General features: G+C 43.3%; 21 protein-coding genes and 2 tRNA genes. 14 read left to right on the top strand and 9 right to left on the bottom strand.

The window, feature by feature from the left end; all coding sequences use genetic code 11:
* Positions 1-2 precede the first annotated feature (2 nt).
* From OMP94_RS07000 to OMP94_RS06950, 11 genes are all read left to right on the top strand, one after another.
* The gene (locus tag OMP94_RS07000) at positions 3-395 is read left to right on the top strand and encodes a DUF4845 domain-containing protein (RefSeq protein ID WP_266277567.1); all 393 of its coding nucleotides are present in this window, start codon (positions 3-5) and stop codon (positions 393-395) included.
* Positions 392-1,075 carry a ribonuclease III gene (gene rnc, locus OMP94_RS06995; RefSeq protein ID WP_266277566.1) on the top strand — a complete coding sequence of 228 codons (684 nt, stop codon included), beginning with the start codon at positions 392-394 and terminating at the stop codon, positions 1,073-1,075. The genes OMP94_RS07000 and rnc overlap by 4 nt, the downstream gene beginning before the upstream one ends.
* Complete coding sequence (era, locus tag OMP94_RS06990; protein ID WP_266277564.1) at positions 1,072-1,977, top strand: GTPase Era; 906 nt, start codon at positions 1,072-1,074, stop codon at positions 1,975-1,977. The genes rnc and era overlap by 4 nt, the downstream gene beginning before the upstream one ends.
* Before the next feature lie 8 nt (positions 1,978-1,985).
* The gene (gene recO / locus OMP94_RS06985; RefSeq protein WP_266277563.1) at positions 1,986-2,699 is read left to right on the top strand and encodes a DNA repair protein RecO; all 714 of its coding nucleotides are present in this window, start codon (positions 1,986-1,988) and stop codon (positions 2,697-2,699) included.
* A 14-nt stretch (positions 2,700-2,713) separates the two neighbouring features.
* Positions 2,714-3,442: a pyridoxine 5'-phosphate synthase gene (gene pdxJ / locus OMP94_RS06980; protein WP_266277562.1), complete on the top strand. Its 729-nt coding sequence runs from the start codon at positions 2,714-2,716 to the stop codon at positions 3,440-3,442.
* Positions 3,442-3,822 carry a holo-ACP synthase gene (acpS, locus tag OMP94_RS06975; RefSeq protein ID WP_266277561.1) on the top strand — a complete coding sequence of 127 codons (381 nt, stop codon included), beginning with the start codon at positions 3,442-3,444 and terminating at the stop codon, positions 3,820-3,822. The genes pdxJ and acpS overlap by 1 nt, the downstream gene beginning before the upstream one ends.
* A 1-nt stretch (position 3,823) precedes the next feature.
* Complete coding sequence (gene cysM, locus OMP94_RS06970; protein WP_266277560.1) at positions 3,824-4,711, top strand: cysteine synthase CysM; 888 nt, start codon at positions 3,824-3,826, stop codon at positions 4,709-4,711.
* Positions 4,711-6,771: a hypothetical protein gene (locus OMP94_RS06965; protein ID WP_266277559.1), complete on the top strand. Its 2,061-nt coding sequence runs from the start codon at positions 4,711-4,713 to the stop codon at positions 6,769-6,771. Before cysM ends, OMP94_RS06965 begins: the two co-directional genes overlap by 1 nt.
* Before the next feature lie 10 nt (positions 6,772-6,781).
* Complete coding sequence (locus OMP94_RS06960; protein ID WP_266277558.1) at positions 6,782-7,378, top strand: YdbL family protein; 597 nt, start codon at positions 6,782-6,784, stop codon at positions 7,376-7,378.
* 67 nt (positions 7,379-7,445) lie between these two features.
* Positions 7,446-8,777 (top strand): 23S rRNA (uracil(1939)-C(5))-methyltransferase RlmD, encoded by a 1,332-nt coding sequence (rlmD, locus tag OMP94_RS06955; RefSeq protein WP_266277557.1) that lies wholly within the window; start codon positions 7,446-7,448, stop codon positions 8,775-8,777.
* Positions 8,777-9,877: a DNA alkylation repair protein gene (locus tag OMP94_RS06950; RefSeq protein WP_266277556.1), complete on the top strand. Its 1,101-nt coding sequence runs from the start codon at positions 8,777-8,779 to the stop codon at positions 9,875-9,877. Before rlmD ends, OMP94_RS06950 begins: the two co-directional genes overlap by 1 nt.
* A gap of 443 nt (positions 9,878-10,320) precedes the next feature.
* Here OMP94_RS06950 and OMP94_RS06945 read toward each other — a convergent pair whose 3' ends face one another.
* From OMP94_RS06945 to OMP94_RS06925, 5 genes are all read right to left on the bottom strand, one after another.
* A complete protein-coding gene (locus tag OMP94_RS06945) occupies positions 10,321-10,842 on the bottom strand; it encodes a GGDEF domain-containing protein (protein ID WP_266277555.1) in 522 nt (173 codons plus the stop codon).
* A gap of 47 nt (positions 10,843-10,889) precedes the next feature.
* Positions 10,890-11,741, bottom strand: coding sequence for a UTP--glucose-1-phosphate uridylyltransferase GalU (galU, locus tag OMP94_RS06940; RefSeq protein ID WP_266277554.1), 852 nt, complete (start codon positions 11,739-11,741; stop codon positions 10,890-10,892).
* Between the two features lie 74 nt (positions 11,742-11,815).
* A complete protein-coding gene (locus OMP94_RS06935) occupies positions 11,816-13,555 on the bottom strand; it encodes a sugar phosphorylase (protein ID WP_266277553.1) in 1,740 nt (579 codons plus the stop codon).
* A complete protein-coding gene (locus OMP94_RS06930) occupies positions 13,552-14,784 on the bottom strand; it encodes a glycosyl transferase (RefSeq protein ID WP_266277552.1) in 1,233 nt (410 codons plus the stop codon). Before OMP94_RS06930 ends, OMP94_RS06935 begins: the two co-directional genes overlap by 4 nt.
* Positions 14,777-16,549 (bottom strand): HAD-IIB family hydrolase, encoded by a 1,773-nt coding sequence (locus OMP94_RS06925; RefSeq protein WP_266277551.1) that lies wholly within the window; start codon positions 16,547-16,549, stop codon positions 14,777-14,779. Before OMP94_RS06925 ends, OMP94_RS06930 begins: the two co-directional genes overlap by 8 nt.
* Before the next feature lie 391 nt (positions 16,550-16,940).
* Here OMP94_RS06925 and OMP94_RS06920 point away from each other — a divergent pair, with 391 nt between their 5' ends.
* The gene (locus OMP94_RS06920; protein WP_266277550.1) at positions 16,941-17,306 is read left to right on the top strand and encodes a hypothetical protein; all 366 of its coding nucleotides are present in this window, start codon (positions 16,941-16,943) and stop codon (positions 17,304-17,306) included.
* Here the strand turns inward: OMP94_RS06920 and OMP94_RS06915 are convergent.
* Positions 17,291-17,668: a hypothetical protein gene (locus OMP94_RS06915; protein ID WP_266277549.1), complete on the bottom strand. Its 378-nt coding sequence runs from the start codon at positions 17,666-17,668 to the stop codon at positions 17,291-17,293. The two genes, OMP94_RS06920 and OMP94_RS06915, sit on opposite strands and share 16 nt — an antisense overlap.
* A gap of 112 nt (positions 17,669-17,780) precedes the next feature.
* Here OMP94_RS06915 and OMP94_RS06910 point away from each other — a divergent pair, with 112 nt between their 5' ends.
* Positions 17,781-18,884, top strand: a complete 1,104-nt coding sequence (locus OMP94_RS06910; protein WP_266277548.1) for a PQQ-binding-like beta-propeller repeat protein — start codon at positions 17,781-17,783, stop codon at positions 18,882-18,884.
* 67 nt (positions 18,885-18,951) lie between these two features.
* On the opposite strand, the gene ettA is transcribed toward OMP94_RS06910, so the two are convergent.
* Positions 18,952-20,610: an energy-dependent translational throttle protein EttA gene (ettA, locus tag OMP94_RS06905; protein ID WP_266277546.1), complete on the bottom strand. Its 1,659-nt coding sequence runs from the start codon at positions 20,608-20,610 to the stop codon at positions 18,952-18,954.
* Between the two features lie 293 nt (positions 20,611-20,903).
* Positions 20,904-20,979: transfer RNA gene (locus OMP94_RS06900), tRNA-Thr, on the bottom strand.
* Between the two features lie 182 nt (positions 20,980-21,161).
* On the opposite strand from OMP94_RS06900, the gene OMP94_RS06895 reads away from it, so the two are divergent.
* A complete protein-coding gene (locus OMP94_RS06895; RefSeq protein WP_266277545.1) occupies positions 21,162-22,022 on the top strand; it encodes an HDOD domain-containing protein in 861 nt (286 codons plus the stop codon).
* Positions 22,023-22,030: 8 nt separating this feature from the next.
* Here the strand turns inward: OMP94_RS06895 and OMP94_RS06890 are convergent.
* A tRNA-His gene (locus OMP94_RS06890) sits at positions 22,031-22,106 on the bottom strand.
* Positions 22,107-22,166: the final 60 nt, after the last annotated feature.

The following is a 22,166-nucleotide window of genomic DNA, read 5'->3' as shown; positions in this document are numbered from 1 at the left end:
AGATGAAAAAACAGCAAGGAATGACCTTAATTGGTTGGGTGTTTGTTCTGGGTATCATTGCGTTTTTTGCCACCTTTGCTATGCGGCTGCTGCCGATGTATCAGGAGTACTATAGTGTCCTGCAAATCATGGACTCGATGGAAGTTGAGATTAAAAATAACCAACTTACAAAGCAGCAAGTCACATCATTACTGAATAAACGTTTTAATACTGGTTACGTTTTCAGTGTTAAGGATGAAAACATTGATTTGGGTCGTGGTAAAAACGGTGCCTATGTCACCCGTATTACAATTGATTATGAAGTGCGTAAACCATTTATCGCACAGATTGATTTGATTGGCCATTTTGTTACTGAGGTTGATATTGAGCAACCAGCAACACGGACGATTCAATGACCAGCAGCAAGCAACAACAGCTGTGTAAAAAACTGCAAGTAAATTTCCAAGATCAAGCCTTATTACAACAGGCGTTGACCCATCGTAGTGCCGATCCAAAAAATAACGAGCGTTTAGAATATCTCGGTGATGCTATTTTAAGTTTGGTTATTGCCGAAGCATTATTTAAACGTTTTCCGCAGGTTAAAGAAGGCAAGTTAAGTCGTTTGCGGGCATCGTTAGTTCGTGGTGAAACCTTAGCTGAGCTGGGACGTGAACTTAACCTTGGTGAGGTATTAGTTTTAGGTCCTGGTGAATTAAAAAGCGGCGGTTTTCGACGTGAATCGATTTTGGCAGATGCTGTCGAAGCCTTATTTGGCGCAGTTTATCTTGATAGCGGTTTTGACAATGCCCGCACATTGATTCTGCGTTTATATGATGAGCGGTTGCAGAATATTGATGTCACAGAAGCCGTTAAAGATCCTAAAACGCGTTTGCAAGAATTATTGCAAAGCCGAAAATTACCGTTACCAATTTATAACGTTAAAGAATTGAAATCGGATCAACAACAACCCGTATTTGAGGCATCTTGTCAGGTGTCACTGTTAGATAAATTAGTGATTGCTCAAGGCAGCAGCCACCGCAAAGCAGAGAAGCGTGCCGCCGAACGAGCCTTAACGCTAATCGAAGGCAATATATGAGCGAAACTGAATTTCGAAGTGGTTACATAGCCGTTATTGGTCGACCTAATGTCGGTAAATCAACCCTGATTAACCGTATCCTTGGCCAAAAATTATGTATTACTTCACGCCGGCCACAAACCACCAGACATCGCATTTTAGGTATCAAAACGACCGATGATGCGCAATTGATCTACGTTGATACGCCGGGTATGCATAGTGATGGTAAGCGGGCTATGAACCGCTATATGAACCGCGCTGCAGCTGCATCGATTGAAGATATTGATGTTATTGCTTTTGTAGTAGAAGGCCATAACTGGACTGAAGAAGACCAACGGGTTTTAAACCGTATTCAAAAAGATGCTAAAGCGCCCGTTGTGTTGGTGTTAAACAAAGTCGACAAACTAGACGATAAGGCCGCTATTTTGCCGAGAATTCAGGCATTAGCAGGCAAATATGACTTTGCTGATGTTGTTCCTATCTCTGCGCGTAAAGGTATGAACATTGAGGCCTTAGAATCAACGCTTACCAAGTTATTACCAGCAGGTGACTTGATTTACGATCCAGAACAACTGACAGATCGTAGTTCGCGTTTTCTTGCAGCAGAAATGGTCCGTGAAAAGCTGTTTCGCCATTTAGGACAGGAACTCCCTTATTCACTGACCGTTGAAGTCGAACAGTTTGAAGAAGAAGGTAATTTGTACCGAATCAGTGCTGTTATCTATGTCGAACGAGGTGGTCAGAAGTCTATCGTCATCGGCAAAAAAGGCGAGTTACTCAAGCAAGTCGGTAAAGATGCGCGTGAAGAGATGGAAAAATTATTCGGCTGTAAGGTCTTTTTACAGTTATGGGTAAAAGTGCGAGAAGGCTGGTCAGATAACGAGCGAATTTTGCGTAATTTGGGTTATAACGACGATCTCTAAAGTCGCTTATGGCACTTACCCAAGCCTTTGTTCTTCATCACCGACCTTATCGTGAAACCAGTTTATTGCTGGATGTTTTTACCGAACAGTCTGGCCGAATAAGTTTGATTGCCAGAGGTATTCGGCAACAAAAAAAACGGCAAAGTAATCCTTTCCAACTTTATCAACCACTTTGGTTAAGTTGGTTTGGCCGAGGGGATTTGGTCACATTAAGCCAAGTTGAGACGACAGAGCCTGCTTTTTTACTTCGCGGTGCTTCATCTCTTTGTGGTTTGTATATCAATGAGTTATTGGTAAGACTGTTATCAATACATCATCCTGAGCCGGTCGTGTTTGCGCTCTATCGTCAAACCCTAGCTAAATTAGCTGAAGCTCATGATATTGAAATCAATTTGCGCTATTTTGAGCTCAACTTACTCAATAGCCTTGGTTATGGCATTGATTTATACCATGATATTAATGGCGATGAAATTGATGCTGAAAGGCGATATCGCTATCAACCAGAGCAAGGTTTTATACCGGTAACACTACAAGACCGAGGCGAAAAACTGCTCGGTAGCAGCTTGTTACAATTTCACCATGCTGATGGTATCGACGCTCAAGCACAAGCTGAAATAAAACAGTTAATGCGAACAGTGTTAAATTATTATCTGGAAGGCAAACCGCTGAAAAGCCGTGCTTTATTCGCCGAAATGCAACGATACGCCAAACCAGCTAGTTAATCTTAAGGAGTTATATGCGAATTTTTCTGGGTGTGAATATTGATCACATCGCTACATTGCGCCAAGCACGCGGCTCTCGTTACCCAGATCCTGTTCAAGCTGCAATCGAAGCAGAGCAGTCTGGTGCGGACAGTATCACGGTACATTTACGTGAAGACCGCCGACATATTCAAGATCGTGATGTTGCTTTGCTGGCTGAGATCTTACAAACCAAAATGAATTTGGAAATGGCAGTCACCGAAGAAATGCTGGCGATTGCAGAAAAATATCGTCCGGCAGATTGCTGCTTGGTGCCTGAGCGCCGTGAAGAACTGACTACCGAAGGTGGTCTAGATGTCGCCGGACAGCAATCTAAAATGCATGCGGCTTGCCAGCGTCTTGCAGCAGCAGGGGTGACGGTTTCTTTATTTATTGACCCTGATAAAAAACAAATTGATGCTGCAGTAGCTTGTGGTGCGCCAGTCATTGAACTTCATACTGGCCGATACGCAGAAGCAACAACGCCAGCAGAAGCCAAGCGAGAACTTAAAGTCATTCGTGATGCTGCTGAATATGCGCATAAACAAGGCTTACAGGTAAATGCGGGACATGGCCTGAACTACCATAACGTCCAGCCCATTGCGGCGATTAAAGAGCTAGTTGAGTTGAATATTGGTCATGCGATTGTGGCACGCTCAGTATTTACTGGGTTTCAGGCAGCAGTACGTGAAATGAAACAGCTCATGTTGGATGCGCGTCGTTAATGATTTTAGGGATAGGCACGGACTTAGTTTTTTTGCCCCGAATCCAAACAATGTTAGATAAGTTTGGTGATAAGGCTGCACAAAAAATACTCAGTGATGATGAGTTCGCTAATTTCCAACAAGCAGCTAAACCTACTGCTTTCCTAGCAAAACGTTTTGCAGCCAAAGAAGCCACCGCCAAAGCCTTTGGTTGTGGCTTTCGGGATGGTTTGAGCCTTCGGCATATCAGTGTGCTTAATGACGATTTAGGTAAACCCCGTTTAGTTTTTAGTGATAGAGCGGTTGAGTTAGCAAATCAAAGAGAAATTTCTGCCAGTCATCTGAGTCTTAGTGATGATGGTGATTATGCAACTGCGTATGTGATTTTGACGGATGAATAATATGCTGGAGTTTCCAACTATTGAGTCAACCATTGGTAATACACCGCTGGTGCGTTTACAGCGACTGCCCGGTGATACCAGTAATATTATTTTGGCTAAGTTAGAAGGTAATAATCCTGCTGGCTCAGTCAAAGATAGACCTGTTGTCAGCATGATTCGCCATGCCGAAGCACGTGGTGACATTGCACCGGGTGACACGTTAATTGAAGCTACCAGTGGTAATACCGGTATTGCACTGGCTATGGTGGCGGCAATTCTCGGCTACAAAATGATTTTAATCATGCCAGCCAATATGTCTGATGAACGTCGCGCCTCAATGCGTGCTTATGGTGCACAAATCATCTCCGTCGAGGGGATGGAAGTTGCCCGCGACTTAGCTATAGAAATGCAAGCCCAAGGCAAAGGTAAGGTCTTAAACCAGTTTGGTAACTTTGATAATCCTTTGGCTCATTACGAAACCACTGGCCCAGAAATCTGGCGTGATACCCAAGGTAAAGTCACACATTTTGTCAGTGCGATGGGCACGACTGGTACGATTATGGGCGTCTCTCGTTACCTAAAAGAACAAAATAATGATGTGCAGATTGTCGGTGTGCAGCCGACAGATGGTTCGAGCATCCCGGGAATAAGACGTTGGCCTGAGGCTTATTTGCCAGCTATTTTTGAGCCTCAACGTGTTGATGTCACTATTGATATCGAGCAAATCCTAGCTGAAGACACAATGCGCCGATTAGCAGCAGAAGAAGGTATTTTCTGTGGTGTCTCTTCAGGTGGCAGTGTGGCTGCTGCATTGCAGTTATCAGAAACGGTCAGTAATGCGGTGATTGTCTGCATTATTTGTGATCGTGGTGATCGTTACTTATCGACGGGCTTATTCCCAGCATCCTAATGTCAACGCTACTCAGTCCGTCGAGACTTATAGCGTTTGTGCTGTTGTTATTGAGCAGCGTAAGTTATGCAGTTGATGATACAAGGCTAGAAGCAGAAAGCCTGACTTTTGCAGGCATTGATTTATCAGCACTGGATATAACTTTCCAGCTTGCCGAAAAAGTTCTGATCCTCAACGCTTCAGCAGATGAGTTAATTGTTGCTGGTGAAACACTCAGTGACGTTAACTTTAGTTGCCGAGACATTATTCTAAATAGTGGGACTTGGCACTGTCAGCAAGGGCTTCTAGGTTTTACACATCCCTTGATAGGCAAACAACAATTGCAGGTCAGTTTTTCCATTAACCCGCAAACATCAGGCTATCTTGTAGAGATTCGTAATCTCCTCATTGGCGAGGGCACGGCATCATTGTCGTTGATGCTGGTAGGCAGCCATTGGCAGGCAAAGCTTTATCCCAAGTCGGTTGATGTTGCTCAGCTGTTATCCTTGGCAGCTGAGAAAGTAAATGTCGAACAACTCAGTGTTATTAATCATTGGCAGCCACGAGCAGTTGTATCCGGAGCGCTTTTGTTATCTGGGCAAGACACTATTGTCACATCGGCAGATATCGAGCTAACAGCAGAACAACTTCATTTCAGTAGTGAGACGGGCGATAAAGTTGCTGAAGCACTATCAATGCAGGTTAAGGCAAATGCTGATTTGCAAAATAAAGCATGGCAATTTGAGGTCGATGCCACCCTTGATGATGGTCAAAGTTATTGGGCGCCGATTTTCCTTGATTTTCAGCAAGTCCCACTTATATTGAAAGCAACGGGAAATATTGTGACTGATACGTTTGCTATCGACTTACAACACTTTGACATTACCCAACCCGAAGTGATGTCTTTACAAGGCAATCTGACATTTGATGAGCAACAAATGCAGGCAATTAACATCAAGCTCGGTGAGAGTTCGCTGGCAGCTTTATATCAATGGTGGTTACAGCCCTTTGTGCCAGGGACTGCGGTCGCAAACTTAAATACGGATGGCCAAATCAGTGGTCAAATGGCGTTGTTGGAAGACGAACTAACGCTTCATGCAAACCTAAGCCAAGTAAAAATAGAAGACGTCAATCAACGTTTTGCCATATTAGGATTAGATGGAGAGTTGGCATGGTCAACGGGTAGTAAATCATTACCAATTGATATTACATGGCAACAGTTAAATGTCGGGCCAGTGCCAATTGATACGAGTAGGCTTCAAGCATCAGTGTCAGAAAACCGGGTGGTGGCATCAACGGCGCTCAGTCTGCCTATTTTGGATGGTGGGCTACAGATAAATGATTTTAACTATCAATATGCTCAAGATGGAGCGAGTTGGCAGTTTGATGGCTTAATAAAGCCATTATCAATGCAGGCGCTGACGAGCACTTTGGGATGGCCAGAAATGGACGGCAAGTTATCTGGCGTAATTCCTAAAGTGAGTTATCAAAAACAGCAAGTGGATATTGATGGTGCCTTATTAGTAAAAGTCTTTGATGGCACGGCAGTGATTAAAGATCTCACTATGCGAAACCCGTTGGGCAGTTTGCCTCAACTAAGTGCCAACATTGATCTGCAAAGGCTTGATTTAGAACAACTGACCAGTACGTTTGATTTCGGTAAAATCACTGGCCGATTAGATGGTGAAGTCGCTGGGTTACAGCTAATTAATTGGCAGCCAGTACAGTTTGATGCTTATTTCGCTACACCAATAGAGAATCCAGGTAAACGACGAATAAGTCAAAGAGCCGTCGATAATTTATCGCAAATTGGTGGTGGCGCAAGCGGTGTCATGTCACGAAGTTTTTTACGATTTTTTGAAGACTTTTCATACGAAAAGCTGGGTATTCGTTGCCGACTTTTAAATGAAGTTTGCCAAATGAGCGGCGTCGCTGACGACGATCAAGGGTATTATATTGTTAAAGGTGGAGGCTTACCGCCATGGATAAATGTGAAGGGTTATACCGATAAGGTAGATTGGCCTGAACTTTTGGCGAGATTACAAGCCGTAAGACACAGTGAAGGCCCCGTAATTGAATAGGATGATAACCATGCGTTTAATGAACAGTGTGAGCAGTTTTTTTGCCGTGATGCTGTTGGCATCTTGCGTCACGATTAATATCTACTTCCCTGCAGCAGCGGCTGAAAAAGCAGCCGATCGTATTATTGAAGACGTGTGGGGGGAAGATGCAGGTAATACACCTGAGTCAGTACCAACCGAATCCCAAAGCCAATTAGATATGCCAAGTAAAGTGGCGATGAGCGTATTAAACTGGCTGGTTACTCCGGCTCAGGCGCAGCCAGATATTAATATCAACTCGCCAGCGGTAAATGCATTACAAAACAAAATGAAAGCGCGTCATGATCAATTACAACCTTTTTACCAAAGTGGTGCGGTTGGATTAACCCAAGATGGGCTTATTGCATTGCGAGATGGCAAAGCTGTGCCGTTAAAAGATCGCAATACGATCAATGGTTTGATTGCTGCTGAGAATCAAGACCGTAATGCACTTTATGCAGAAATTGCCAGAGCGAATGGTCATCCTGAATGGCAACAAGACATTCAAGATACCTTTGCACGTCGTTGGATCAGTAATGCTGCTAAAGGTTGGTGGTATCAACAAAACGGTAGTTGGCAACAGAAATAAGTTTATTTATTGACTAGTCCGGTAACGCATAGCGTGGCCGGACTTTTTTATTGGTAGGAACAAAAGCATGGCGCGACGAGCTCGCAAACAACGGGTCACCCAAGAGATTTTCCAAACAGATATCGAAACACTGGCACATGATGGCCGTGGCATCGCCCGTATTGAGGGCAAAACTGTTTTTATTGATGGTGCATTAGCTGGTGAAAACATTCGTTTTCAATATACCCGTTTACACAGTAAATATGATGAAGCTAAAGCTGTTGAGGTATTGAGTGCTTCGGCAGATAGGGTTGATGCAAAATGTCATCATTTTGGTGTTTGCGGTGGTTGTAGCTTGATGCATATGGCGCCAGAAGCCCAATTAAGCCTTAAGCAAAACACATTAGCAGAGCAGTTTACACATTTTGGACAACTTGCCCCGGAGCAATGGTTACCGCCTTTAGATGGTCCATTATGGGGCTATCGTCGTAAAGCACGGTTAGGCGTTAAATACGTACATAAAAAGCAAAAAGTGCTGGTGGGGTTTCGTGAAAAGTCTGCGCCTTATATTGCCGAGTTGAGCCAATGTGAAGTGTTAGATCCACGAGTTGGACTGAGACTGACTGAACTGGCTTCATTAATCGAAGGGCTAGAGGCTAGAGAGCGAATTGCCCAGATTGAAGTGGCGATGGATGAAACCAATACCGCACTGGTTTTCCGTAATCTCGATCCATTATCTGTCTCGGATATCGAGAAGCTCATTAATTATGGCCAACAACATGATTTATGGATTTACCAACAGCCGGGCGGTCCCGCTACTGTAAGTCCATTGTGGCCAGAGAATCCACAGCTAGCTTATTCACCGGTGGCTGGCATTTCATTGGACTTCGCACCGGGTGACTTTACCCAAGTGAATGCGGGGATCAATGAAAAAATGATCCCACTTGCCATGAAGTTATTAGATTTACAGCCTGAAGACCGCGTATTAGATTTGTTCTGTGGTTTGGGTAACTTCACGTTACCAATGGCGCAAAAAGTCAAAGAAGTCGTTGGTGTAGAAGGGGATGCCTCACTGGTTGCGCATGCCAAGCGTAATGCCGATAAAAATCAGTTAAGCAATGCCGTTTTTGAGCTAGCCGATTTAACACAAACTGAGCTTGCCGATTACCCTTGGGCAAAAGCCGGCTTTAACAAAATTTTATTAGACCCACCACGAAGCGGTGCATTTGAAGTGCTGGGACAATTGGCTGCACTTGGCGCTGAACAAATTGTTTATGTTTCTTGTAATCCAGCAACACTTGCTAGAGATGCAGGTGAGTTGGTGAATCAATATGGTTACCAAATGGATGCAGCTGGCATTATGGATATGTTCCCGCATACCAGCCATGTGGAATCTATCGCGGTATTTCATAAACGCTAATGGCTGAGCCGCTAAAGTATTTAATTAATACCGAAGCGGTCAAGTTTCTCGGCGATGTTTTAGTGCAGCACTTTCAATATTTTGATGCTGAGCGATTTACCAAACAAGCTTCTGCCGAGATTGATGATTTATCACTGACTCAGCGCGTCGATTGCTTGGCTGAGTTGATTTGCGAGCAACTTGATACAGACTTTGCTCAGGTTGCGCCAAAACTTCTGCTGCTGGCTGAACAATGGCAAAAAATGGGTAGTGACGTTGGCTGGGAAAGTTATATCGCCTGGCCAATTATTACTTATGCAGGTAAGGCTGGAATTAAAACGCCTGAGATTGCTTTGCCTGTGTTAGGGGTATTAACGTCATTATTTACGGCTGAATTTGCGGTTCGTCTCTATATCAATGAGTATTTTGATATCAGCTATCAGCATATGTTGGCCTGGGCCGAGAGCGATGATTTACATAAGCGGCGGCTTGCCTCAGAGGGCCTAAGACCTAGGCTGCCTTGGGGAACGCGTTTAGATAACATTCCCCTCGATAAGGCGCTAGAACTTCTAGCATTACTTAGAGATGATGACAGCCTTTATGTAAGAAAGTCTGTGGCTAATCATCTTAATGACCTTAGTAAATCGCATCCTGAGAAAATTTTACAACTCTGCCGAGAGTGGCAAAAAGACGCAACGCCAGTGCGTTTATGGATCATTGGTCGGGCGTTAAGAACTTTGCAAAAACAAGCTCATCCAGAAGCTTTAGCAATACTTGGCTATCAACAATATTTAGCCATTAACCACCGCTTTAGCCTGAGCCAGCATGAATATCAGCTTGGTGAAGCTGTTGAGCTAGTTGCTGAGCTACATAATGTGTCTGATAAGACGCAAAGCTTATTAGTTGATTACGAATTGCATTTACCAAGAGCTAATGGGGCAATGTCATCGAAAGTGTTCTTTTGGCAACGCCTAACATTAGCGGCTGGTGAAAGCATCGCACTACAAAAAAAACAACTAATGCAGCAGCTCAGTACCCGCAAGCTTTACCCTGGCCAGCACGAGATACGTTTAAGAGTTAACGGTCAGGTGCTGGCGGGGGAGGCTTTTATGCTTAAGTAAGCATCCAGCCTACTGAAACCCAAGCTAAGCAAAAAACTGATAACACAAGAATCAGTTCGAAAAAGTGCGCCATGATCCATTCATTAATTTTTTCCATAAATCCTCCGAATAGGGTTGGTTTGATTTACGGTTCTACTATGCGCTTGTTAAGCGCTAGGGATTTTGATCTGGATCAAAAGCAAAGTGGATCGGTAAAAACAACAGGCATAAAAAAACCGGCAGATGCCGGTTTTTTTTTATATTTCTTAGTTCTGATTAAGAACTAAAGAAACCGTATGCTACAAGGCCTAACCAGAAAACGGTGAATGCCAAGATGATGTGTGGAAATTTTTCAATCAGTAATGTATCTAGTTTTTTCAGCATGATTCTTTCTCATCAATAAATTTTTATGGAAGGAATATAGCAACTAAAGTTTATTTTGACTAGTTTTTGCACTGCAAAAATTAGCCTAATACCCGGCTATGAAGACGGGTTTTTGTGCAATTTCCACCAGCCTCTTTGGCTTGCTGGCAAAGCTTTAATACACAGCTAATAATATCTAACACGCCATACTGTCCATCTTGCGTAGGAGTATAGGAGGTATGTCCAATACTCACGGTAACCGGTGGCGACGTGTTGATATCTTGAACTTGCCGTAAAGATAACGAAGCGACATGCTGATGTATGCGTACCGCTAGTTGTCGAGTCTGTTGATAAGTCATATTCGACGTTAAAAACATGATCTTTTTACGGCTAAAGTGGCAAATGAAGTCAGACTCACGATTCAGGATACTTTCGAGTGCTTTGACGATTTTTCGGACACAGCCACTTTTGTGGCGAATGCCATCAAACTCATCAACATCAATCAAAAACAATGAAATCGCATCTTCATTGTCCATAGCTGTCTGCCACTGCGAGGCGACTTCTGCTAAAAAAGCCGCCTGCGTGATCAGCGTGGTATTTTCTTGTTCAACGTTGGTATTCATTAAAGGCGTATACAGTAAGCAATACGTTATTTTAACAAGTTAACGCTTTAACGGCCTTTGTAATCGTTTTCATAGTAGTAATTAGTAGCTTCTACAAAGCCGCCGATACTACCGCAGTCAAAACGATGACCTTTAAATTTATACGCTAAAACGGTTTTCTCTTGTGCCATAGCCTTGATGGCATCCGTAATTTGTACTTCGCCATTAGCGCCAGGAGGTGTGTCTCGAATGTAATCGAAAATATCATTGGTGAACACGTAACGACCAATGATAGCCAAGTTGCTTGGTGCTTCTTCTGGTTTTGGTTTTTCGATCATATCGGTAATGCGATAGACGCCGGGTTCGATTTCTTCACCAGCGATAACACCATAGCTACCGGTATTTTCAGGCGGAACTTCTTCAATCGCGATCACAGTGCAATTATGACGTTGGTACAAGTCAACTAACTGACTCAGCGCGCGGTCACTCCCATCATCGGGTGTTGCACATAAATCATCAGCCAAAATAACGGCAAAGGGTTCTTTACCAACAATAGATTCGCCGGTGAGAATAGCATGGCCTAAGCCCAACATTTCACGTTGACGAATAAACATAAAGTCACAGCTATCCATTACGTGACGAATATCCGCCAGATGTTTTTCTTTGGAGGTTCCTTGGATTTGGTGCTCGAGCTCATAGCTCGTATCAAAGTGATCGGCAATGGCGCGTTTACCACGACCGGTGATAAAGCCCATCTGAGTGAGATTAGCTTCCATTGCTTCTTCTACGCCGTACTGAATAAGCGGCTTGTTAACGATCGGCAACATTTCTTTCGGCATCGCTTTGGTAGCCGGTAAGAACCGTGTGCCATAGCCTGCGACGGGAAATAAACATTTACGAATTCGTTGTGTATCAGACATTTTTTATCCTTTTTTTAGTTCAAGGGAGCATAGTCGATTGTTATTAAATTACCATGACCACAATATGGGGTCTGTTAACTATTACTCAACCAGAGCATTTGATAAGGGGCCAAAGACAGTTTATCAGGCCAGTTTTCTAAGGACTCACCACTGATCAAGTCTCGCCATGTGTCTGTTGCGACAAGGTTTAAGTCATTGATATACATAGTTTGATTGCTATCAGTGATATTGAAAATACAAAAAATACTTTGACGCCGGTCTTGGCTTTGTCGCCAAAAACCAAACAACGACTGGCCTAATTGAAGTGTGTACTGCGTTGCATTAGGGTGAAAAGCAGGCTGTTGTCGGCGCAATTGAATTAACGTTGTTAATTGACGATATATCAGAGAATGCTGCGAGTCATGTTGCTGTAATCGCTTACGAATATCATCATCTTGCCACTGATGCCGGTTAATTGCTCGGGCATATCCTAATGATTCAACCCGTTGATAATCATTGCTCGTGGCAAGCAGGCTATGAATATAAATGCCCGGAACACCTTCCAGTGCCAGCATGATGCCATGTGCACATAAGAAACGCGGAATTTGCCAGTTATCAGGGCCTTTAACGGTACCCTGCATAGCATCAAATAATGCGATGTTAATTTCGTAGGGTTTTTTGATGCCATTAGCACTTGCACGCCAAGAAATTTCCCCTCCAAATCCCTGCATGGTGCTAATTAATGTGGTGATTTCCTGTTCGCTAAGTAGACCTTCAGCTGGGCGCAGACCAATACCATCATGAGAGGCGATAAAGTTAAAGTAAGCGGTGCCTTGCTGGGCGGGCGGCATACTCATCAGCCATTGGCGTAGGTAACTGCTATCGCCAGTCATCATAGTGTTGAGTAATAAAGGTGGTAATGAAAAGTTATAAATCCAGTGTGCTTCATTACCATTACCAAAATAACTCAGGTTTTCCCGATTAGGGATATTGGTTTCGGTAATAATGATGGCATCAGGCTGTGCATGTTCGATTAATAAACGCAGTAACCTAACGATTTCGTGTGTTTGTGGCAGGTTTAAACTGCTGGTTCCCGGCTCTTTCCAGACAAACGCCACTGCATCAAGACGGAATAAGCGCACGCCCTGATCTAAGTAAAAACGGATGATTCGGATAATCATCTTCAACACAGCAGGATTTCTAAAGTCGAGATCGGCCTGAGTATGACTAAAGGTACACCAAACGTTTTTTAGTCCATCAGCTGTTTCGGTTGGTCTTAATAATGGGCTGGTCCGAGGCCTGACTACTTGATCAATATCGGCATTAGCATCAGCTGTATAAAAGAAATCATGGCCTTCACCCTCACAGCGTTGAAAGTTTTCAAACCATTTACTCTCGGTCGAGGCATGATTGATCACTAAATCCGCCATTAACATGCAGTCTTTGGCGATAGCATTGATATCCTCCCAGTCACCAAGCGTAGGATCGACTTGCATAAAGTCTTTAACCGCAAAGCCATCATCACTACAGTAAGGGAAGAAAGGTAGGATATGCAGCATGTTGCTGTAGGGTTGAAGAAACTCCTGTGCAAACCGCTTGAGTGTGACCAATGGTTTTTCATGGTCTTTAATGACACTCGCGCCATAGCTGATCACCGCAATATCTGATGCCTGCCATTTATTCTGGGTACTGCTTTGCATTAACGCATCAGCATCCAGCCGCATGATATCCATCAACTCACTAGCTAGGTTACCGCGTGTTTCAGCATCATAGAGTTCGGCGTAAATGATATCTAAGTGATGGGTGAGGGGATGAATATTGGCTGCTGTATTCATGCGTTCTCCTTAGAAAATTCTGCATGGTCAGCTTCTACAGCTTCATAAAGGCGTGTGAATATATCTGGTAATGCACTTTGCACACGGTTCCAGCTTGGAATAAAAGGCGTCTCCATAGGATTTTCTAAGAAGATTTGACCCGCATCCATGATATTTCGAGAAAACATCTCAACTGAGGCTTCTTCTTGATGGATATCAAAGTCGAGGCCATTCATTAGAGCATCGTTGCGATAGGTTTCGACAAAATCCAAAGCAATACGGTAGTAAGTCGCTTTAATGCTTCTGAAATGCTCAGGGCTAAATACAGTACCTTTGGTCGCCAGTTTACGAAAAAGCGCTTTAGCAATATCAATCGACATTTTTGAAAGGCCACCTTGTTGATCATCAACAGATAAATCTTGGTGTTTATGATCATAAATATCAGCAATATCAACTTGGCAGAGACGATTATTGGCGTAGTTACGGTGCATTTCAGATAACACGCCGATTTCTAAACCCCAATCGCTCGGAATCCGAATATCGTTGAGAACATCACGGCGGAAGGAGAACTCTCCCGCTAACGAGTATCGATAGCTATCCATATAGTCGAGATAATCACTCGGACCCATTACAGATTTTAATGCCCGAAGTAGCGGGGTGATGAGTAATCTGTTAACTCGCCCATTAAGACGGCCACCAGCAACACGTGCGTAATAGCCTTTGCAAAATTCATAGTTAAATAACGGATTGGCAACGGGATAAATCAATCTTGCCAACATTTCCGTTGAGTAAGTGACAATGTCGCAGTCATGTAATGCGACTGACTCGGCTTTCCCTGAGGCCAAAATATAGCCCATGCAGTACCAGACATTGCGGCCTTTTCCCGGTTGTTGTGGCGCTAAACCGAGTTCTTGTAACTCCGCATCAATAGCACGTAACCGTGGTCCATCTTGCCAAAGCACGCGGTGATGCTGAGGTAATGTGCCAAAAAAACTGAGTGCTTTTTGATATTGCTCTGCGTCAGCACGATCTAACCCAATAACAATTTCAGAAAGATAAGGTACTGTTTTAAGTTGCTGAATAATGTCGGGTAATGCTGCTCCTTCAAGCTCAGAATAAAGTGATGGAAGCAGCAAGCCCATTGGCCGTTGTTGGCTAAAGTTAACAAGGTCTTGCTCTAGATCCGCGAGATGTCTGTGCGTAAGGTTATGAAGTGTAGTGATGATGCCATTTTGGTGAAAATCAGCCATGTGCATGCTCCTGTAGCTGAGCGAGGTCTGACTGACGTTCTTGATTAAGAATGTTTTTGACGCCAGCCGACCAGCCTCGTGGTCCTTTATGTGGCGCGATATAGACACCACTACGTTGTGTTATCTCTGGTAAACCATGAACAGGCGATGGAATCAGTAAGGCAAGATCTGCCTGATTAAGCATCGCGATATCATTATTGCTATCGCCAATGGCAAGCGTTTGCCAATGACTGTTGGGATGATTGAGTTGATATTGTTGCGTCAGCCAATGCAGTGCTTTGCCTTTATCACTGCTTCCTGAGACATGTAAAAAACGGCCGCCTTGCAACACGGTTGCACCTGCGGCTTCCAATGTTTCAACAAATAATTTTTGTCGGGTGGGGCTACCATGCCAAGCAATTGCTTCGCCGTATTCACGATGTGCAGCGCGAGCTGCAGCATGAACATCTAAACCCGTTAAGCTCATAATGCCATCAATACCGGCATCAGCGAAGCTGGTGAAATCTTTACCAAACTCAGGTTTGAGGTCGTTAATAATGGCAAGCCAATGCTGGCGGTTTTCAACAAAGCTTTTTTGCCAATACTCGTCTTTAACAACGGTGCCTTCAGGCTGAGTAGGAAAATACTGTTTTGGAATATAGACTGCAGCACCATTTTCACTGATAAATGGATGCGGGTTACGCAGCGTTTGGCGGAGTAGTTCTATTTCTGAGCGTGTTTTGCTGCTAATAGGAATTACTGGGATACCTTGCTCTTCAAGCTCACATAAGGTGGCATCAGCCTCATCATGTCGGTAGTGATAATGATCTAATAAGCTGCCATCAAGGTCAGTGAAAATAAGTAATTTGTCACTAGCGTCATCGCTAGTTGGCTGGTTAGGCCTAACAATATTGGTGATATGTCTTTCTGAATTTAATTCTATTACGGTGTCCATGCGGCTGGGTAAACTTTCCAAACAATGAGTAGTGAGTCGTTGATAAAACTGTATAAATTTTGCGAGTGTCTTTTCGTCCATAATGCCGGACTTGTCAGTTGAACTATCAGAGGCTGCGAGTGCCTGCTCTTGTTGCAAGCGCCATTGATAAATGCAGTCAAAACTTGGCGCTTTAAGCATTAACCAATAATCGATGTGGGCAAATAAAGCCTGATAGGCACCAGCTAATTGGCTATTTACATACCGGCGCCATAAGCCTTCTGGATCTTCATCTGCCTCTAAGCTATTAATGGCAATCGCTAGCGCTTGCATAGATTCAGGAAGTGCACCCATACACCAGCCTTCGATAATGATGACCTTGGGTTGCAGTGTAATAACTTGCCACTCGCTCTCTGGCAAACGATCATCGCTGGCTTTATTAAATTTGGGGATAGCTACGGGCAAGTTTCCATCAACCAGTTTTTCAATAGTGTTAATGAATAATGGGATATCGTGTGTTCCTGGAACGCCTCGAGTAGCAAGCAGAGGGTGAACAGAAGTCGCTAGCTGTTGTCGCTCAGCTTTAGTTAGGTAAAAGTCATCGAGTGATAAAGTGATGGTTTGACATTGATATGCCTCACAAAGCATATGTGCAATACAGGCTGAAAGGGTCGTTTTTCCTGAGCCTTGCGCACCATGAAGCCCGACCAGAAATGGGCGTTTTGCACTTTTCTGGTGCAAAAATAGCTCTTTAATTAATGCTGCATACCATTGCTGAATTTGCTGGGCATAGGCTGGTGGCAACTGGTGCGCATCAAGAAAACTGCGTATGTGCTGGGTTGTGATATCCATAATTTGCCGGGCTTCCTAAAAAGATTTATAGGGTTAACGCAAAATTCGTACCGGCTGACTTTTTCCAATTTATAACGATTAAATATTGCTACAAGATTAAAAAAGAATTGAGCAAAAAAAAGGGTAGGTCAAAGACCTACCCAAAGCTCAGCACGCAGCGAGAGAGAGAACAACATGCAACTGAAAAAAACTACAATTTTAGTGTTGCATTAAGAATGCCAACTTTTAAATTCATTAAAAATCAATGTGTTACATTTTTTGTGGGTTCGGGGTGTTATTTTGGTGCACCAATACACAGCGTGTTCGCACTTTATTAGCGCAGCTTTTATTGTGGGTGATAAACAAAGTCATTTAAGATGAGAATATGTTCCACCGTGATGGCAGGGTAAACATGATGCACAAATTAATACTGAGTATTTTATTGTTATCTTCAGGTTGGCAGGCCGGTGCAACTGAAATGAACAGTTTATTAGTGCAGGATTGCTATCAAGAATGGCTGTCACGTGGCTGGACAATTGGTGAAGATGAGACCTTAGCGTCTGATCTTGAAAATTTTCGTGACGGAATAGTTTTATTCTGCGAAGTGAGAAGTGAGCTTTTTACAGAAAATAAGGATATCTCGCCCTATATCCAAGAAACAATGCGTGAGATAGCGCCATTTGTACTCACAGCCAGTAAAGAAGATATTCGCGCTTATATATTAATGATAGAAGACTCTGGCCGAACTTCACCTAGGGATCCTTATCTCAGGCCATGACGCCTTTCTGGTGTTTGGCGATGATCGTTTTCATTACTTTGCGTTTCAATTTCGACGTGCTTTTGCCGACGATTAATTGGACCTCGACGGTCCTGATGATGTTCATACCGGCAACCACAATAAGCCGTGTCACAGTCAGTTAATGGTAGTACAGGTGCGTCACTTGATAAAAAACGTTTATTTGCAATAGCTTGGGCTGCACGACAGGCACCAGCACTAGGCGTAATGCTGACACCATGAAAATGTTTGCTCGGCGGTTTGGGGGATGTCGAAAGGATAGTTTTACGTTGTTGCCGTTGCCAAAACAGCATACCCAACATAAAGGCGAGAAGTATTGCTACGACTAACAGCATGTATAACATGCGATGCTCCTTGTAGCGTGAAGGATGAATTAAATAATAGCATGCAATTTACTGCAAAATAATAGTGCAAATTAGGTTGCTATTATTAGCGAACCAAAAGTAAAAAAGAATCATGATGAAAAGAGCAAATAAAACTTTAACGTTTGGGCTATTACTTTTGTTGGTGGGATGTCAGCAAAGCGCTGAATATGAATCTGACCATGCATTGTTTCGCTTTGATAATCAGCGAAGCGGTTATGTAGATAAGAATGGACCAATAACGTTTTCGACAGCTAATTGGGTCTTTACATCGAATGGCGAAGGTGCCGCTTCATCACCCGTTGTTTATGGTGGACAAGTTTTTAGTGGTCACTATGATGGTGTTTTATATGCACTCTCACTAGATGCCGGAGAGATCAGTTGGCAGTTTCAGGCTGATGATGCCATCTTCTCAACGCCCCTAGTGACGTCTACGCGGATTTTCTTTGGAAGTGATGATGGTTATGTCTATGGCATTAACCACGATGGCGAGTTGCTATGGAAATTTCAAACCGATGATAAAGTTTTTGCTTCTCCTATTTTGATTGACGGTGTCGTTTATATTGGTTCTTTAGACGGCTATTTGTATGCACTTGATGCCAAAAGTGGGACATTAAATTGGCGTTTTAAAACGAATGCAGCGGTGGACTCATCAGTGGCGCTTCTGAATGACACGCTAGTGTTTGGCAGTGATGATGGGCATGTCTATCAACTGAATCAAACCGGTGAGTTGATCTGGCAATATGATGTTGGTTCAGCAGTAGATGCGACTCCTGCTGTCGTTGGTGATACGTTTTATGTGGGAACGGATTTGGGACTATTATTGAAATTAACCCCAGGACAATCTGAGCCTATCTGGCAATATCAAGCTGAAAATCGGATATTTGGGTCAATTGCTGCATATGAAGATCAAGTCATTGCAGCAACAACCGGCGGAGATGTTTTGAGTGTCAGTGCAGAAAAGGGCGCTTTACAATGGTCTTTTGACGCTGAGGCGCCGATTTTTGCATCGCCATTACTGACCCAAAATGCAGTTTATATTGGCTCAATGGCAGGTGAGATGTTTATCGTTGATGCTAGAACGGGACAAGCATTAGCAAGCTATGATGCCGGATGGCCCATATTTGGTTCTGCAACCGTCGTTAATGAAAGGTTATTGTTTAATAGTGATGATGGTGATGTCTTCGTATTTAAGTAACGAAATAACCACCATAAAAAAGCCCCGTTAATTAGCGGGGCTTTTTTGTTTTGGGCTTTACCGTTGATTAGTTCATACGACGGTATTTAATGCGCTCTGGTTGGTGATCTTTACCAAAGCGCTTGCGGTAATCCTCAGCATAATCCGTATAGTTACCCTCAAAGAATGTGACTGAAGAATCACCTTCATAAGCAATGATATGGGTACAAATACGATCTAAGAACCAACGGTCATGCGAAATCACCACGGCTGAGCCAGGGAACGCCAAAATGGCTTCTTCTAGAGCACGCAGTGTTTCAACATCGAGATCATTGGTCGGTTCGTCGAGCAGTAATACGTTACCGCCTTCTTTAAGCAGCTTTGCCATATGCAAACGGTTACGTTCACCACCTGAGAGATCTTTAACAAACTTCTGTTGGTCTGAACCCTTAAAGTTAAAACGGCCACAATACGCACGTGAAGGGGTTTGATAGTTACCGACAGTAATCATGTCAGCGCCATCAGAAATTTCCTCAAACACGGTTTTTTTGCCATCTAACTCACGAGACTGATTTACATAGGCTAATTGCACCGTACTACCGATTTCGATTTCACCAGCATCCGGTTTTTCTTCACCACTAATCATTCGGAATAAAGTCGATTTACCCGCGCCATTTGGACCAATAATGCCGACAATCGCACCCGGTGGAATAGAGATATTCAGATTTTCAAACAACAATTTGTCACCATATGACTTCGTGACATTATTGAGTTCAATAACCTTGTCGCCTAGACGTGGACCAGGTGGAATGTAAATTTCTTGGGTCTCATTGCGTTGTTGAAACTCTTTTGAGTTCATTTCTTCAAACTGTTTCAAACGTGCTTTAGATTTGGCCTGGCGGCCTTTAGCACCTTGGCGAACCCATTCAAGTTCAGCTTGGATAGCTTTACGATGTGATGCTTCTTCTTTCGCTTCTTGTTCTAAACGATTTTCTTTTTGTTCCAACCAAGAAGAGTAGTTACCTTCATATGGAATACCGCGACCACGATCTAACTCAAGAATCCAGCCTGCTGCGTTATCAAGGAAGTAGCGGTCATGGGTAATGGCCACAACGGTACCTGGGTATTCTTGTAAAAAGCGTTCGATCCAAGCAATAGACTCAGCATCAAGATGGTTAGTCGGCTCATCTAAAAGCAACATATCTGGGTTATCTAACAATAAGCGGCATAATGCAACGCGGCGTCGCTCACCACCAGACAACACGCCAACTTTGGTATCCCAAGGCGGAAGACGTAATGCATCTGCTGCACGCTCTAAAGCGTTTTCTAAATTGTGGCCATCTTTTGCTGTGATCAGGTTTTCTAATTCAGCTTGTTTTTTGGCGAGTGCATCAAAGTCAGCATCAGGCTCAGCATAAGCCGCATAGACTTTATCCAACTCATCCAATGCGCCTTTAACATCAGCAACAGACTCTTCCACAACCTCACGAACCGTTTTGTTATCGTCAAGCTCAGGTTCTTGAGGCAGGTAACCAACCTTCATGTTCGGCATTGGACGAGCTTCACCGATATAGTCGTTATCTACACCAGCCATGATACGCAGAAGTGTAGATTTACCCGAACCGTTTAGGCCCAAAACACCAATTTTTGCACCTGGGAAAAATGACAGAGAAATATCTTTAAGAATTTCGCGTTTTGGCGGCACGATTTTGCCAACGCGGTTCATGCTGTATACGTATTGCGCCATATATCGGCTCCGTTATGACTTAAAACAAATTGAGGGCGATTTTACCGAGGCCAGCCTTGGAATGCGAATTCTGTTCTTAAGTAGAAAATTTACTTCATCAAACATCAGAGAATTTGTTACGTGTTTTGAATACTGCGATTTATCTGGTTGTGAATTGGGTGTGGGCTAATTGCTTAAAGACAGTTAGGTTTGCTACTCAAAATTTGTTTCGGTTGGGGGATGAATTAGGTTTTTAAGGAAAGCCAGAAACAAAAAAGCCTCGGAAGTAAAACTTCTGAGGCTTAAATATGCTTTGGAGCCGGAGATAGGACTTGAACCTACGACCCACTGATTACAAATCAGTTGCTCTACCAACTGAGCTACACCGGCAACAGGAAGCGTATTATACGGAGGCAGTACGGCCTTAGCAAGCCTCAATTTCGTTAATTTTGATCTAGACGAATAGCCTGTTAAAAATCATAAATTTAGTGCACCACTTGGGGTTAAACACGAATGTATTGGTGTTATATTTCTTCTTGCAGATGGATTTGTATGTAGGAGTACAGCAATAAATGAAACAAGTAGATTTAGTTCGCGCAGAACAGGAAATGCGCCATTTCCAGATCCCCGCAAGTCCAACGGTATTGTTAGAGGTTCATCAACTTTCAGCATCGGTAGATTCTGATGCTGATGATTATGCTTACAGTATTGGTCGTGATGTCGCGCTTTCGGGGATGTTACTCAAAACCATTAACTCCCCAATATTTGGCCTAAAAAGAAAAATCTTAGATATTGAGCAGGCGATCGTTATGCTCGGTATAAAACGCGTTGAGATGTTAGTGACTTATATTGAGTTGCGCCGCGCAATGTCTGGTAAGGCATGTATCTCTTTAGAAAAGTTTTGGGACAATAGTATTGATTTAGCAAATTTGATGTTGATGTTGCCGGGCTATTTAAATATAAAAAATCCATCACTGCGAGAAGATTGCTTCACATTTGGATTGTTCCGCGATTGCGGTATTCCATTGATGGCGATGCGTTTTAGTGATTACAAAGAGACCTTAATCAAAGCGAATAATCAGATTGAAATCCCTTTTACCGAAGTGGAAGATGAGATTTATCAAACTAATCACGCAGTCGTTGGTTATTTCTTAGCTAACTCTTGGCATTTACCTGACTATATCTGCGAGCTGATCTTACGTCACCATGATGACGAGCTTTTGCCTGCGGATGATGTGAGTGCTTGGAGTAAGGATTTGTATGCGATGTCGAAAATCGCTGCAAATATCCATAGCCGATATCGTTATGGCCAAGAAAATTCAGAGTGGGTTTTAGAGAAAGAAAACGTGTTAACACGTTTACATATGAGCGATCTTGATTATCAAGAGCTTGAGCAAGACGTCATTGACGAGTTCAAGATTCGATTTAAATGACAGGAAAATGGGGTGAGTGATGGGGCTCGAACCCACGACAACCGGAATCACAATCCGGGACTCTACCAACTGAGCTACACTCACCACAGAAAATGGTTTTTTTTCGCCTGACCGCGTGAATCAGCGGTGCAATTTGGAAAGGGC

Origin of the sequence: Methylophaga sp. OBS3 (assembly GCF_026319325.1) — a bacterium.
Lineage (GTDB): Bacteria > Pseudomonadota > Gammaproteobacteria > Nitrosococcales > Methylophagaceae > Methylophaga.
The sequence above is the reverse complement of the archived record's forward strand: the minus strand, read 5'-3'. Positions and strand labels throughout refer to the sequence as shown.